The organism is Erythrobacter sp. JB3-1 (assembly GCF_057364995.1).
Genome location: NZ_CP200289.1, coordinates 2,207,070 through 2,221,503 on the forward strand (window position 1 = coordinate 2,207,070; position 14,434 = coordinate 2,221,503).

At 58.1% G+C, this 14,434-nt stretch carries 14 protein-coding genes; 11 read left to right on the plus strand and 3 right to left on the minus strand.

Annotated elements, in window-relative coordinates; all coding sequences use genetic code 11:
- Window positions 1–67 precede the first annotated feature (67 nt).
- The 6 genes from cobT to AC0V6M_RS10445 all read left to right on the plus strand — a co-directional run bounded on the left by cobT (window position 68) and on the right by AC0V6M_RS10445 (window position 8,748).
- Entirely contained in the window at window positions 68–1,915 is a 1,848-nt protein-coding gene (cobT, locus tag AC0V6M_RS10420) for a cobaltochelatase subunit CobT (RefSeq protein WP_486138738.1), read from the plus strand.
- Between the two features lie 363 nt (window positions 1,916–2,278).
- Window positions 2,279–2,938, plus strand: coding sequence for a nitroreductase (locus AC0V6M_RS10425; RefSeq protein ID WP_486138739.1), 660 nt, complete (start codon window positions 2,279–2,281; stop codon window positions 2,936–2,938).
- Window positions 2,939–3,047: 109 nt separating this feature from the next.
- Entirely contained in the window at window positions 3,048–4,601 is a 1,554-nt protein-coding gene (cysS, locus tag AC0V6M_RS10430; RefSeq protein ID WP_486138740.1) for a cysteine--tRNA ligase, read from the plus strand.
- Window positions 4,598–5,536, plus strand: a complete 939-nt coding sequence (locus tag AC0V6M_RS10435) for a D-2-hydroxyacid dehydrogenase (protein WP_486138741.1) — start codon at window positions 4,598–4,600, stop codon at window positions 5,534–5,536. The genes cysS and AC0V6M_RS10435 overlap by 4 nt, the downstream gene beginning before the upstream one ends.
- Window positions 5,537–5,625: 89 nt before the next feature.
- Window positions 5,626–7,281, plus strand: a complete 1,656-nt coding sequence (locus AC0V6M_RS10440; protein WP_486138742.1) for an acetolactate synthase large subunit — start codon at window positions 5,626–5,628, stop codon at window positions 7,279–7,281.
- Between the two features lie 27 nt (window positions 7,282–7,308).
- Window positions 7,309–8,748 (plus strand): aldehyde dehydrogenase family protein, encoded by a 1,440-nt coding sequence (locus tag AC0V6M_RS10445; RefSeq protein WP_486138743.1) that lies wholly within the window; start codon window positions 7,309–7,311, stop codon window positions 8,746–8,748.
- Window positions 8,749–8,803: 55 nt separating this feature from the next.
- On the opposite strand, the gene AC0V6M_RS10450 is transcribed toward AC0V6M_RS10445, so the two are convergent.
- Both AC0V6M_RS10450 and AC0V6M_RS10455 read right to left on the minus strand, forming a co-directional pair.
- Window positions 8,804–9,289, minus strand: a complete 486-nt coding sequence (locus AC0V6M_RS10450) for a hypothetical protein (protein WP_486138744.1) — start codon at window positions 9,287–9,289, stop codon at window positions 8,804–8,806.
- On the minus strand, window positions 9,279–9,560 hold the full coding sequence (locus AC0V6M_RS10455) for a hypothetical protein (protein ID WP_486138745.1): 282 nt from the start codon (window positions 9,558–9,560) through the stop codon (window positions 9,279–9,281). The genes AC0V6M_RS10450 and AC0V6M_RS10455 overlap by 11 nt, the downstream gene beginning before the upstream one ends.
- Window positions 9,561–9,726: 166 nt before the next feature.
- Between AC0V6M_RS10455 and AC0V6M_RS10460 the strand changes: the two genes are divergently transcribed.
- Together AC0V6M_RS10460 and AC0V6M_RS10465 are read left to right on the plus strand one after the other, a co-directional pair.
- Entirely contained in the window at window positions 9,727–10,509 is a 783-nt protein-coding gene (locus AC0V6M_RS10460) for a S24 family peptidase (protein ID WP_486138746.1), read from the plus strand.
- A gap of 265 nt (window positions 10,510–10,774) precedes the next feature.
- Window positions 10,775–11,416: an MBL fold metallo-hydrolase gene (locus AC0V6M_RS10465; protein WP_486139611.1), complete on the plus strand. Its 642-nt coding sequence runs from the start codon at window positions 10,775–10,777 to the stop codon at window positions 11,414–11,416.
- 12 nt (window positions 11,417–11,428) lie between these two features.
- Here AC0V6M_RS10465 and AC0V6M_RS10470 read toward each other — a convergent pair whose 3' ends face one another.
- On the minus strand, window positions 11,429–11,824 hold the full coding sequence (locus AC0V6M_RS10470) for an MAPEG family protein (protein WP_486138747.1): 396 nt from the start codon (window positions 11,822–11,824) through the stop codon (window positions 11,429–11,431).
- 220 nt (window positions 11,825–12,044) lie between these two features.
- Between AC0V6M_RS10470 and rpmF the strand changes: the two genes are divergently transcribed.
- Genes rpmF through AC0V6M_RS10485 form a run of 3 tightly spaced genes read left to right on the plus strand, consistent with a single transcriptional unit; the run spans window position 12,045 to window position 14,325 of the window.
- Window positions 12,045–12,221, plus strand: coding sequence for a 50S ribosomal protein L32 (gene rpmF / locus AC0V6M_RS10475; RefSeq protein ID WP_486138748.1), 177 nt, complete (start codon window positions 12,045–12,047; stop codon window positions 12,219–12,221).
- 29 nt (window positions 12,222–12,250) lie between these two features.
- Window positions 12,251–13,351, plus strand: a complete 1,101-nt coding sequence (gene plsX, locus AC0V6M_RS10480; RefSeq protein ID WP_486138749.1) for a phosphate acyltransferase PlsX — start codon at window positions 12,251–12,253, stop codon at window positions 13,349–13,351.
- Window positions 13,348–14,325, plus strand: coding sequence for a beta-ketoacyl-ACP synthase III (locus AC0V6M_RS10485; protein WP_486138750.1), 978 nt, complete (start codon window positions 13,348–13,350; stop codon window positions 14,323–14,325). The genes plsX and AC0V6M_RS10485 overlap by 4 nt, the downstream gene beginning before the upstream one ends.
- Window positions 14,326–14,434: the final 109 nt, after the last annotated feature.

The window sequence follows — 14,434 nt, forward strand, 5'->3', positions numbered from 1 at the left end:
GCAGGCGGGGATCTCCTCATTTGTGCTTGGGACTCCCGCCTTCGTGGGAGTTCACAATAGGATTGGAATGGCTGAAGAATCCCCTCTCGACACGTTTAAGCAGGCGCTGACCGGCGCCAGCCGCGCAATTGCGCGCGATGCGGAGGTGGAGGTTGCGTGGAGCGCGGATGTTCCGGGCTCTGCGGGCAATCGTTTTCGCGTGCCTTTGCCGGGCCGCGATTTGCCCGCTGAGCAAGTCACCGAGGCGCGCGGCTTCGCCGACAGCTTCTCGCTCAAATTGCGTCATCATAACGCCGGGTTGCACGCCAGTGGCAGCCCGCCAGAGCCGGTGGCGCGCGCGTGCTATGATGCGATTGAGCAGGTGCGTTATGAGGCGCTGGGCTCGAACGCATTCGGGGGCATTCGCTCCAATCTTGATGCGGCGGTGGAGCAGCGGACCGCAACCGATCCGATTGCCCGGGCTCAAAATAACAGCGAGGTTCCGCTCGAAAGCGCGCTGTCGCTAATTGTGCGCGAGCAGTTGACCGGTCTGGCGGTGCCAGAGCAGGCGCGAGCCGGGGTCGAAATGGTGCGCGAATTCATCGAAGAGCGCATTGGTGATGATCTCAGCAGCCTCGCCGATACGCTTGGTGACCAACAGGCGTTTCAAAAGCTTGCGCTTGATATGCTGCGCGATCTCGATCTCACCCGCCCGCAAGATGCGCCGGATGAGGCAGATAATGACGACGGCGACGAGGAAGAAGGCGCCGACGACGAGCAAGAAGGCGACGAGCAGCAAGAGGGCGACGCTGATCCGCAGGCCACCGATATGGCCGGCGAACAGGCGGAAGGTGATGGCGACGGCGACGCTGATACCGAGCTGTCAGGCGAAGAGGAAATGCAGGACGGCGAACCGGGTGAAGACGGCGATGTCAGCAATGCGCCTGTTCGCCCAAATCGTCCGCAGGCCGACATTCCTGATGGGCTGGACTACAAGCCCTTTACCGAGAAATTCGACGAGGAAGTCGAGGCACCGGAGCTTTGCGATGCGGAAGAACTCGACCGCCTGCGCGCCTATCTCGACAGCCAGCCGACCGGCCTGCAAGGTGTGGTCACAAGGCTCGCCAATCGGTTGCAGCGCCGCCTGATGGCGCAGCAAAACCGCAGCTGGGACTTTGATCAGGAAGAGGGCATCTTAGACGCCGCACGGCTGGCCCGCGTGGTGATCTCACCGGGCACCGCGCTGTCTTATAAAGTCGAGCGCGATGTTGAGTTTCGCGACACTGTCGTCACGTTGCTGATCGACAATTCCGGTTCGATGCGCGGCCGGCCGATTTCCATCGCTGCGATCAGCGCTGACATTCTGGCGCGCACACTGGAGCGCTGCGGGGTCAAAACAGAGATCCTGGGCTTCACCACGCGCGCTTGGAAGGGCGGGCAAAGCCGTGAGGCCTGGCTGGCCGATGGCAAACCGCAGGGGCCGGGACGTCTCAACGATTTGCGCCACATTATCTACAAGCAGGCGGATGAGCCGTGGCGCCGTGCGCGCCGCAATCTCGGCCTGATGATGCGGGAAGGGCTGTTAAAAGAGAACATCGATGGCGAGGCGTTGATGTGGGCGCATTCCCGCCTGATCCACCGGCCCGAAGATCGCCGCATCATGATGGTGATTTCTGACGGTGCGCCAGTTGATGACAGCACGCTGAGCGTGAATTCGGCGGGCTATCTGGAGGCGCATTTGCGCGGTGTGATCGAGTGGATTGAGAACGTCTCACCGGTCCAGCTCGTCGCGATTGGCATCGGCCACGATGTGACGCGGTATTACCGCCGCGCGGTGACGATTATGGATGTCGAGCAACTCGGTGGCACGATCATGGAGCAGCTTGCGGAGCTGTTTGAGGATGAGAAGGGAACGGGCAGGGGGCGAGGGCGATGAGGAGTCTAATGTGGGTCTTCTGAGCTGGTGGCGACAAAAGCGAGACGAAGATGCTCGGCAGAGAGAGTCGATCGCTTTGGCTCGAGATGAAAACCTTATTCTTCAGCAAGTCCCAGAGTTGGAGGGCATGAGCGAGCCTGAGCGGATGTCATACATTCTCGAACAAATCCGGGAGTGGAATCAAGTTTGCACTCCCCAACAGGCAGTCCAGTTTGAAGATAGCCTACTTGCATCGAACGAAGCATGGGAGCGAGAAGGAATCACCATGCCTTACTGGGGTAATCTCTGGGTCCTCCGCACAGTGCAGCGAGATCTGGGGATGGATGTACCTTGGGTAGCTGCGCCCGTGAATAGGGAATGAAAATGAACGTAACCGAAGCCGTCACATCCCGTCGCTCTGTGCGTCAATTCACCGACCAGCCGGTCGAGCTGGAAACCATCCGCCGCGTTATGGACACCGCGCGCTGGGCGGCCTCTGGTTGCAATTATCAGCCGTGGGAGGCGAGCGTGCTTACCGGCCAACCGCTGGCGGACCTGCAGGCCAAAATCACCACCACCCCGCCGCAAGAGGCCGAATATGATTGGACCGCGCCGGGCCAGGAAGAAGCCTATAAGGAGCGCCTGAACGCTGTTTCAAAAGGCATGTTTGGAGCGATGGGCATCGCGCGCGAAGATGGCGAAGGGCGGATGAAAGCGATGATGCGCAATGCCACCAGTTTTGAAGCACCTGCGGTCATGTTCGTCTACTTTCCGCGCTTGATGAAAGAGCCGCAGTGGTCGGACACGGGCATGTGGCTCCAGACGGTTGCGTTGCTATTGCGTGAGGAGGGACTCGACGGCTGTTTTCAGGAATACATGGCGCTCTATGCCAATGTGATCCGCGAGCATTTGGGCCTCGATCACGAGCGCTATATGCTGTTTTGCGGGATGGCGATTGGATACCGCGATCCCGACGCACCGCTCAACAATTATGAGCGAGAGCGTGTGCCGCTGGACGAGCATGTGAAGTTTTTGGGGTTTTGAGCATTCGTCAATCCAGCGAAAACTGGGGTCTAAAACTGCAAAGCTGAACATAGCCGCCTGAGATCCCAGCTTGCGCTGGGGTGACGCAAGAGGCAAAGCGCGATGCGAAATGACTGACCTCAAGCTCTTCAACTCGCTCACCCGCGAAATCGAACCCTTCCGCCCCGTCCATGACGGCGAGGCGCGCGTCTACACCTGCGGCCCGACGGTCTATAACTATCCGCATATCGGCAATATGCGCGCCTATGTGTTCGCCGATATTCTGGGCCGGACCCTGTCTCACAAGGGCTATAGCCTCACGCACATTATCAACATCACAGACGTTGGCCATCTGACCGACGATGCGGATGCGGGCGAGGACAAGATGGAGAAGATGGCGTCTGAAAAGGCGCAAAGCATCTGGGACATCGCGCAGCATTACACAGAGGCCTATTGGGCGGATGTGAAGGCGCTCAATATCCGCCAACCTGCCCAATGGTCGGTCGCGACGGACTACATCGAAGAGATGCTGGAGTTCGCAAAAAGCATTGCGGACAAGCACTGCTATGAGCTGGATAGCGGGCTCTATTTCGATGTTTCGACCGTGCAGAATTATGCAAGACTGGCTGGACCGCACGCACAAGAGCTGATTGCCGAAGGTGCCCTGGATTATATGCGAATTGATCCAGTTAAGGACAAAAGAAATCCGGCCGATTTCGCCATTTGGCGCAAGACACCCGCTGGCGAAAAGCGCCAGATGGAATGGGACAGCCCGTGGGGCAAGGGCGCTCCCGGTTGGCACCTTGAATGCTCGGTCATGGGCGAAAAACTGCTTGGTTTTCCATTCGACATTCACACTGGCGGGATTGATCACCGCGAAATCCACCATCCCAATGAGATTGCGCAGAACCAAGCGTTCTGCGGCTGCGGCGGGTTATCCGATGCGCGCAATTCTGGTGCGAATATCTGGATGCACAACAACTTCCTGGTCGAGCGCTCAGGCAAGATGTCGAAGTCTTCCGGCGAGTTCCTGCGCCTGCAATTGTTGCTCGACAAAGGCTATCACCCGCTCGCTTATCGAATGATGTGCCTGCAAGCGCATTACCGCAGCGAGCTGGAGTTTTCGTGGGAGGGGCTGAAAGCGGCTCTGACGCGGCTGAAGCGGATGGTCATGCAAGTCGAAGCTCTCAAATCCCGTCATGCTGAACTTGGTTCAGCATCGATCGCCGGGGATGAGCCGTGGGAGATGGCGGAAGGATGGACCCTGAAACAAGTTCAGGGTGACGATTGGGGCAAATTGAAGACTTCGCTTGATAAGTTTGAGGCGGCCATTGCTGATGACCTCAACACGGCGATTGCTTTGACTGTGCTTGAGGACGTCCTTGCGACCAAGAAAGTGGATTTGAGTAAAAAGATATCCCTCGCGGCGATGATGGCGAATGTCTTGGGCCTCGGCCTGTTCGACCTCACCCGCACTGAACTGCGCCTTCGCCCAAAGGATGCGCAGATCACCGAGGCCGAGATTAATCGACAGATCGAACAGCGCAAAAAGGCCAAAGCTGAAAAGGATTTCGAGGAAGCAGACAGAATCAGAATCGGTCTAGAATCGAGCTTCGTCAACGTTATGGACGGCGATCCACTGGGCTGGGAATGGATGCTTCTCGTCAAAGAGTTTCCATCATGACTATCCTCGCCATTTCCGGCCTGATCCGCCCCCTGCTTGAGCCGCAATTGCCGAGTGATGTCGATATCCGCTGGTTCATGACACACGAAGAGGCGCTGGAGGCCGTGCCCGAGGCGGAGATCGGCTGGTTCGACATGTATGATCAGGCGGCGATGGCCGACACTTTGCGCGCCGCGAAAAAGCTGAAATGGCTTAATTCGATCTATGCGGGGCTCGATTTTCTGCCGCTCGATGTCCTGATTGAGCGCGGGGTTACGGTCACCAATGGGGCCGGGATCAACGCCATAACCATCGCTGAATATGTCGTAATGGGCATGCTGAATATCGCTAAGGGCTACCGCGATGTTGTCCGCGCGCAGGAACGACGCGAATGGTTGCAGGACAGCCCGGGCAAGCGCGAGCTGCACGGATCAAGGGCTTTGCTGCTTGGTTATGGTGCGATTGGCAAACTGATCAAACCGCGCCTCGAGGCCTTCGATGTCGATGTGACCGTGGTGCGCCGTTCCGGCGGGGAGGGCGTGCTGACCCCGGATGATTGGCGCGCAAAATTGGGTGAGTTTGACTGGGTCATTCTGGCGGTCCCGGCCACGTCTGAAACCGACGGCATGATCGGCGCAGATGAGCTTGCGGCAATGAAATCGGACGCAGTCATTGTAAACATCGCCCGCGGCGCCGTGATCGACCAGCCGGCTTTGATCGAGGCGCTACAAGCCAAGACAATCGGCGGGGCGTTCTTGGATGTCACCACGCCCGAACCGCTGCCGGAGGATCACGTGCTGTGGACGCTCGACAATGCGCATATCTCCATGCACTTATCTGGCCGTGCTCAGGACAAAATGTTCATTCGCAGCGCAGCGCGTTTCCTTGATAATCTTGCGAAATATCGCCGCGGAGAACCGGTTACGCCGATTTTTGATCCGGTGCGTGGGTATTGATTGCAGTCCGTCTTAGGCACCGCCAACAACTGCTGAACCAATAGGCAATTTCAGCCATTGTGTTTTGAAGCTCTCAGGAGAACGCAGCGATGACCAACACCAAGAAAGCCTCCGACCTTTTTATCGAATGTCTGGAGGCGGAAGGTGTTGAGTACATCTTTGGCGTGCCGGGCGAGGAAAACCTCGATTTTCTAGAGAGCCTGTCGAACTCCGATCAGATCAAGCTGGTGTTGACCCGGCACGAGCAAGGCGCCGGCTTTATGGCCGCGACCTATGGGCGGCACACGGGTAAGACCGGCGTGTTTCTGGCAACACTAGGGCCAGGTGCGACCAATATGGTCACCGCGATCGCCTATTCGCAGCTCGGCGGCATGCCAACGCTGGCGATCACGGGGCAAAAGCCGATCAAGAAATCCAAGCAGGGCCGGTTCCAGATCCTCGACGTGGTCGACATGATGGGGCCGATCACGAAATACGCCTATCGGCTGCACGCAGGCGACAATATTCCCAGCCGCGTGCGCGAGGCGTTTCGTCTGGCTGAAGAGGAAAAGCCCGGCGCGACGCACCTCGAATTGCCTGAGGACATCGCTGAGGAGCCAACCGATTCTGTGCCGATCGCCCGCTCGGTCGCGCGCAGGCCATCGGCGGAGGTCAAAGCCGTGCGTATGGCGGTGGAGGCATTGGACGCTGCGCAGCGCCCAGTGCTGGTGATCGGTGCCGGTGCCAATCGCAAGATGACCAGCAATATGCTGGGCGAGTTTATTGAGAAGGTGCAGATCCCCTTTGTTACCACGCAAATGGGCAAGGGCGTGATTGATGAGCGGCATCCGCTGTTCCTCGGCTGCGCTGCCTTGTCCGCTGGTGATTTCTGCCACCGCGCGATTGAGGACGCGGATCTCATCATCAATGTCGGCCATGATGTGATCGAAAAGCCGCCGTTCTTCATGACCGACAGCAGCGCGGCCGTGATCCATGTCTCAACCAAGACCGCAGAGGTCGACCCGGTCTATTTCCCTCAGATCGAAGTGATCGGCGATATTGCCAATGCGATCTGGCAAATCAAAGAGGGCGCGACCAAACGCGATGGTTGTTTGTGCGAACGCATGCTGGAATATCGCGGGGCAGAGGTCGCCCATTCCAAGCCGCTAGAGGCGGATAATCGCTTCCCCATCTTCCCGCCGCATCTGGTGCGCCAAGTGCGCGATAGCATGCCCAATGATGGCATCATTTGCCTCGATAATGGGGTCTATAAACTGTGGTTTGCACGCAATTACACCGCGTATCTGCCGAACACGGTCTTGCTCGACAATGCGCTGGCGACCATGGGGGCTGGCCTGCCGTCAGCGATGATGAGTGCGATGCTATATCCGGATCGCAAGGTAATGGCGATCTGCGGCGATGGCGGCTTTATGATGAACAGTCAGGAGATGGAAACAGCGGTTCGGCTGGGCCTCAATATGACTGTGCTGATCCTGCGCGATGATGCCTATGGGATGATCCGCTGGAAGCAGGCGAATATGGGTTTTAAGGATTACGGCCTGACCTATGGCAATCCCGACTTTGTGAAATATGCCGAAAGCTACGGCGCGCATGGTCATCGCGTGATCAGCAGCGAGCATTTGACTGATCTGCTTGCCCACACGCGCGATACGCCGGGCGTCCATCTGATCGATTGCCCAGTCGACTACAGCGAAAATGATCACATTTTGAACCATGAGATCAAGGAATTGAGCGCGAAGCTCTGAGCCGAAGCCCCCAATCAGGATATCCCCATGCCAAAGCTTAAAGACACCTATCCGCTCTATCTCAACAATAAGGCTGCGCAGCCCAATACCGATCTGGCGGTGACCGACAAATACACAGGCGAGGTCGCCTTCCGCACCGCGCTCGCCACCCCTGAGGTGATTGATGAGGCGATTGCAGGCACCGTGCGCGCGGCCGCGCCAATGGCGAAGCTCGCCAGTTATGAGAAGCAAGACGTGCTGATGCACTGCGTTGCGCGGTTCAAGGAGCGGTTTGACGAGCTTGCCTATTCGCTGTGCGTCGAGGCGGGAAAGCCGATCAATGATGCGGAGGGCGAGGTCACCCGCCTGATCGATACCTTTCGCATCGCAGGCGAGGAGGCTGTGCGAAATTATGGCGAGGTTATGCCGCTCGATATATCGGCGCGTGCTAAAGGCTATCAGGCGATGTGGAAACGCGTGCCGATTGGGCCTTGCAGCTTTATTTCCCCGTTCAACTTTCCGCTCAATCTCGCTGCGCACAAAATTGCGCCCGCCATCGCCATGGGCTGTCCATTCGTGATGAAGCCCGCGAGCAAGACGCCGCTTGGCGCAATCATCATGGGCGAGGTTTTGGCCGAATGCGATGTGCTGCCTGAAGGGGCGTTTTCGATCCTGCCGGCGAGCCGCGATGGCGCGGATCTGTTCACCACTGATGGGCGATTGAAACTGCTCAGCTTTACCGGTTCGCCGGGCGTCGGCTGGGATCTTAAAGCAAAGGCTGGCAAGAAGCCGGTTATCCTGGAGCTCGGCGGGAATGCCGCCGTCATTGTCGATCATGACGCTGATCTGGATGATGCGCTGGAGCGGATCATTTTTGGCGCGTTTTACCAATCCGGGCAAAGCTGCATCGGCGTGCAGCGGATTATCATCCACGCCGATATCTATGACCGCTTCAAGGATATGCTGGTCGCAAAAACCAAGACGCTGATCGCGGGCGACCCGAAAGACCGTGACACGTTTATCGGCCCCATGATCTCAGAAGGTGAGGCGACGCGCCTTAAGGGCTGGATCGACGATGCGGTCGAGGGCGGGGCGGATTTGCTGACCGGTGGCGGATTGTCGAACGGCAATATGCTCGAGGCGACGCTGCTCGAAAATGTCCATCCCGATGCGGCGGCCATCAATGAAGAGGCTTTCGGCCCGCTCGCGATCCTTCAGAAATTCACCGACTTTGATGCTGCACTGGACGAAGTGAATCGCTCCAAATTTGGCCTGCAAGCGGGCATCTTCACCCGCGACCTGTTCAAGATGTACGACGCCTGGGACGAGCTTGATGTCGGCGGTGTCGTCATCAATGACGTGCCGAGCTACCGTGTCGACAACATGCCCTATGGCGGGGTGAAAGATTCAGGTCTGGGCCGCGAAGGCATCCGGTTTGCCATGGAAGATATGAGCGAAATCCGGAACCTTGTGGTAAGGCGGAATTAATTGAACTGCGCAGGCCCATCCGGGCCAGCGTCCTCGGCGCAGCTCCTCCGCTTCGCTACGGTGCGCCTGCGGGCGGGCGGGCGCCCTTCGGGCCTGACGGCCCGTCGGCTGTCCTCGAGCAATAAAACAGCACCGCCGTCACCTGCATTTGCGGCTCCGGCGTGTAATTGCTCTCAACGCTCGAGATCGTTGCATCGGCGACAAGCTGGCTGGGTATGGAAAACTCATGCTCGGGCAGCGCGGCGATAAATTCTTCCCCGACCTTGCAGGCGGCGATCCCGTCAAATTCGAGCACCAATTCGTGGCGTGAGCCGGAAAAGGTGATCGATGCCCAGGGCTTTTCTTCGTGCGTGAGCAGGTTGCCGCGCCCACCTGCGAGTTTGAGCAACGCCTCGCGCACCCGGTCGCTGGTTGTGCGCCGGGGGCGGTAACGCCGCGCTCGCCGTACGGCCTGCGCACTCTGCGTGGCTGGCGGCGTGTCGATCATATCCGCTGGAACATCGATCTGGCCGCTGTCGGCGGATTTGGTTTCAATAAGCATGGGCGATATCCTGACCGAGGTTTTGAGCGAGTTTCATGCCGAACTTTCCGGCGCTATAGCTTGGGGCTAGGCCGCTGCTGGGACGAAAACTGCCGGGTGTTGCCTTAAATTCCGCCGGAGCGTTTGCGCCCTCGGTGGCCGCGCCGACATAGTCCGACATCCACTGGCGCGTGCGAGCTTCGGTGGCGGCGCGCGGTGTGCGGCCCATCCGCAAATCAAGCACAAAGCGCGGGTCATGCGCAGCCAACCGTCCGAATTTTGTGGCTGGCATATCGTGGTCCCTCAGGAACTTTTCGATCACTCTGATCAGCATATGATTTCCCCTTCATCTGACACCAAAAGAGCGAATCATCCTGCTTCGAATCGCTCAATGTTCATTAAATGTTCCATTCAATTTCCTACTTGTCTAGGAAAAATCTTGCATGTAGGAAGGAAAAATGAGGAACTCAGATAAAAACAATTCATCCGACCCGCGTCAGCGCCTGCAGGACTTGTCAAAGGAGCGGGGCGCGAGCCTTGCGAATCTGTCGAAAATGCTGGGGCGCAACGCGAGTTATCTGCAGCAATTCATCACGAAAGGCTCGCCTAGGAAGCTTGAGGAAAATGACCGCCGCGTTCTGGCGCGATTCTTTGGCATTGCTGAGACGGAACTGGGTGCTTTGCCTGGTGGTTCGAAGGAAAAATCCTACACAACGTCTGCGGCGGGGCAATTGGACAGGGGCACGAGCGCGAAAGCGTGGGTCGATGTGCCGCGGCTTGATATTGGGGCCTCTGCTGGACCGGGTACGTTGCCCGATTCAGAAGAACCCTATGATGCGTTCCAATTCTCACGCCGCTGGCTCACCGAGCAAGGGCTTGAGGGGGCCAAGCTATCCGCGATTACTGTAACGGGCGATTCGATGGAGCCGCTGCTGCATGATGGTGACGAAATCCTGGTCGACCGCGCTGAGCGTCCTTTCAGAGACGGCGTGCATGTCGTGCGGCTGGGCGACAATCTGATGGTGAAGCGCGTGGCTAGTGCTGGGCCGGGTCGGCTGGCGTTGATCTCGCAAAATCTCGCCTACCCGCCGATTGATGTGGCGGCAGAGGAATGTGAGATTATCGGCCGCGTGGTTTGGAAAGGGGGCGGATTTGAAGCAACTGAAAAATCCCTGACGCAATATACGCGATGGTTTTGTGCTTGCTGCCATTGTCACCATGCCAGCCATTCTAATCTCTAGATTAGTCCTTGGTGCAAGTTGGTTGCAGATTGCATTGGCGTTCGTAGTTTGGGTGCTGGCGTTATTGAGCATCCTTGGTGCTGGCCGGGGCGTGAGTCGCGATGAGGCTATTGGTTGGACGCTGATCGTCAGTATGTTTTGCGCTTGGCTTGCTGTGCCTGTGGTCGCTCTGATCCTTAGTGTTCTCGAACTTTCTGAGCGCTTGTTTTAATTGCGATCATAAGCCACATCTTCAGCCATGACCGAACAACCCAAAACTCCCCCGATGAAAGCCGCGATTATTCCGGTGACGCCGCTCCAGCAGAACTGCTCGCTGATCTGGTGCACGAAGACGATGCGCGCGGCGTTGATTGATCCGGGCGGCGATCTGCACAAGCTGAAAGATGGCGTGGCGAAGGCCGGCGTGACGCTGGAGAAAATCCTGATCACTCACGGCCATCTCGACCATTGCGGCCAGGCCGGGATGCTGGCTGAGGAACTGGGCCTGCCAATCGAAGGGCCGCATAAAGATGACCTGTTCTGGATCGAGCAGCTCGACAATGACGGCGCGCGCTATGGCATGGAGGCCAAGAGCTTTGAGCCGGATCGCTGGCTGGAGCATGGCGATACCGTCACCGTGGGCGAGTTGACATTGGATGTGATCCATTGCCCTGGCCACACCCCTGGCCATGTGGTGTTTTTCCACGAGCCAAGCCGGTTTGCGGTCGTCGGCGATGTGCTGTTCCAGGGCTCAATCGGGCGGACCGACTTCCCGCGCGGCAACCATCAGGACCTCATCAATGCGATCACACAGCGCCTTTGGCCCTTGGGCGAGGATGTGATGTTCATTCCCGGGCACGGCCCGACCAGCACCTTTGGTCAGGAACGCAAAACGAACCAGTTTGTGAGCGATTACGTCCTGTCTTAATACAGGCGGGCTCTAAATCACCCGAAGCACAACAAGCGTCGCGGCGACTGCCAAACCCGGCTGTGTAAGCAGCGTGATGATCGTACCGATAAACCGGCCCTTGCTGAGGCTACCGCCGTCCATGCCAAACCCGTGCGCCACGCGGCCGAGCATATAAATGCCCGCGACATAGGCGAGCCATGTTCCGCCTCTGCCGGAAAGTTCAATCGCGGCGACCAGGATCAGCACAAAGGCCGTGTTCTCAACAAAGTTCAATTGTGCCCGCATCCGACGCTGGACTTGTTCATTTCCGCCATCGCCAACAAAAACCTGCGTTGCGTTTCGCACTTGCCCAATCCGGATCGACAGCCAAATGTTCAAGATCGCAGCTGCCGCCGCGGCGGCCAAAGTCACAGGAAGCGTAATCATAAATAGTTCCCTCAAAACGTGTTATTCGGGTGCTAGGCGGGTCAAGAGCGGCTTGCAACGTGCGATTTTTGCGCTATAGCGCGCGGCTTGCCCGGCGGTATTGGCTTGGATTTTCGTACGAGGGAAAACTTGTGCGGCACGATGGCCTACCCTAAGGGATCATCATATTGATGCGTAACACTGCGCAAAGACACAGTTTATTTGAGAAACAGGTGCCGGAATGGCTGTCCCTAAGAGAAAAGTATCCCCACATCGCCGCGGCAATCGCCGCGCACACGATTCGCTGAAAGTAGAAGCGTTTCACGAATGCAACAATTGTGGCGAGCTGAAACGCCCTCACAATCTGTGCCCGCACTGCGGGTTCTACAACGGGCGTGAGGTTGTCGCAGTCGTTTAGGCGGCAGTGACTTTGACGGAGAACCAGCCATGAGCCTGTCGCGTATCGCTATTGATGCGATGGGCGGTGATGAAGGCGTGCGCGTAATGGTTGAAGGCGCTGCGCTGGCGCGCCGCCGTCATGAAGGCTTTCAATTTCTGTTGGTAGGCGACCAGGCGCGGATCGAATCCGCGCTCGAGGCGCATCCTGCCCTGCGCAGTGCTTCTGAGATCCTGCATTGCGATGATGTCATCGGCGGCGATGAATTGCCAAGCCGTGCCATCCGCCGCGCAAAGACCACAAGCATGGGGCTGGCCGTCAACGCGGTGAAAGTCGGCGATGCCGGCGCCGCGGTCAGCGCGGGCAACACCGGGGCATTGATGGCGATGAGTAAAATCGCCCTGCGGACCATGCCAGGCATTGGACGGCCTGCCTTGGCAGCTTTGCTTCCCACACTTGAAGAACACGATGTCGTGATGCTCGATCTTGGCGCAAATACCGAGGCGAATGCTCGTAATCTGGTGCAATATGCGGTTATGGGCGCGGCTTATTCGCGGATCGTCAATGGCTTTGAACGTCCGAAGGTCCGCCTGCTCAATATCGGCACCGAAGAAATCAAAGGCACAGACGCTCTGCGCGACGCGGCCGCTCGTTTGCAAGAAGCGAGCGAAGCCAGCGATGGCGGGCTGGCGCTGCAATTTGATGGGTTTGTCGAATCCGACAAGATCAATCGCGGCGAAACCCATGTGGTTGTGACCGACGGTTTCTCCGGCAATATCGCGTTGAAAGCGATCGAGGGCTCGGCGCGCTTCGTTACTGACCTGCTGCGCAATGCCTTCACCAGCTCACTGCGATCCAAGATCGGCTTTCTGGTCTCACGACCTGCAACGGAGCTGCTGAGGCATCATCTCGACCCGAACAATCATAATGGCGCGGTATTTCTGGGCCTGAATGGCGTTGTGGTGAAGAGCCATGGCAGCGCGAACGCAGCGGGCGTTGCCAATGCCGTCGCTGTGACCGCCAGCCTGCTGAAGAACAACCTGACACAGCGGATTTCGCAAGGGCTGGCTGAGCTTGGCGAAGATGCACTCAAAGAAAATGGGAATGGCACCGTGAAGGCGGAAAAGCCCGATAGTGAGGCCCCTGCGTGACGCGTTCCCGCCTACGCGGCACGGGGTCGGCATTGCCGGCTACCGTGGTCACCAATGCAGAGCTCGCCGAGCGTGTCGACACCAGCGACGAATGGATTGTAGAGCGCACCGGCATTCGCCAGCGCTACATCGCGTCAGACGGCGAGACGACTGCAACGCTGGCAACTGCAGCCGCGCGCACCGCGCTGGATGACGCGGGCATAGCGGCAAGTGAGATCGATCTGATCGTTCTGGCCACCGCCACACCGGACAACACATTTCCTGCAACCGCGACCAAGGTTCAGAATGCGCTGGGCTGCAATGGCTGCATCGCCTTTGATGTCGCGGCGGTTTGCTCCGGCTTTCTCTATGCGCTCGCGACTGCCGATTCGATGCTCCAATCGGGCATGGCAAAGCGCGCTTTGGTGATCGGCGCGGAAACATTCAGCCGCATTCTTGATTGGGAAGATCGCACCACTTGCGTACTGTTTGGTGATGGTGCGGGAGCAATCGTGATCGAGCGCGATGACGCAAGCTCCAGCGACAGCGCTGACGCGGCTGGCATCATTTCCACCCGCTTGCATGCCGACGGCGCACAACACGATCTGCTGTATGTGGATGGCGGGCCGTCAACGACACAGACGGTTGGGCATTTGCGCATGAAGGGCCGCGAAGTGTTCCGCCACGCTGTCGTCAATCTCGCCAGTGTTCTGCATGAAGTCATTGAAGATGCTGGTATTTCCACCGATGATATTGATTGGGTGGTCCCGCATCAGGCCAACGCTCGGATCCTTGATGCGACCGCGCGTAAGCTTGGTTTGCCGGCTGAAAAAATCGTGGTGACGGTCGATCAGCATGCGAATACGTCCGCTGCTTCGGTTCCGCTCGCGCTGGATGCTGCGCGCCGCGATGGCCGGGTTAAGGATGGTGACCTGGTCATGTTGGAGGCGATGGGCGGCGGCTTTACTTGGGGCGCTAGCCTGATCCGGATTTAGTCTTTTCGCCGTCTGGCGTTCAGACAATGTGCACAATTTTGCAGCAATATTCACCGGCAAGTTGCGAAAATTGCGTGATAACTCTATTACTAGGCCACGCTTTGTGGTC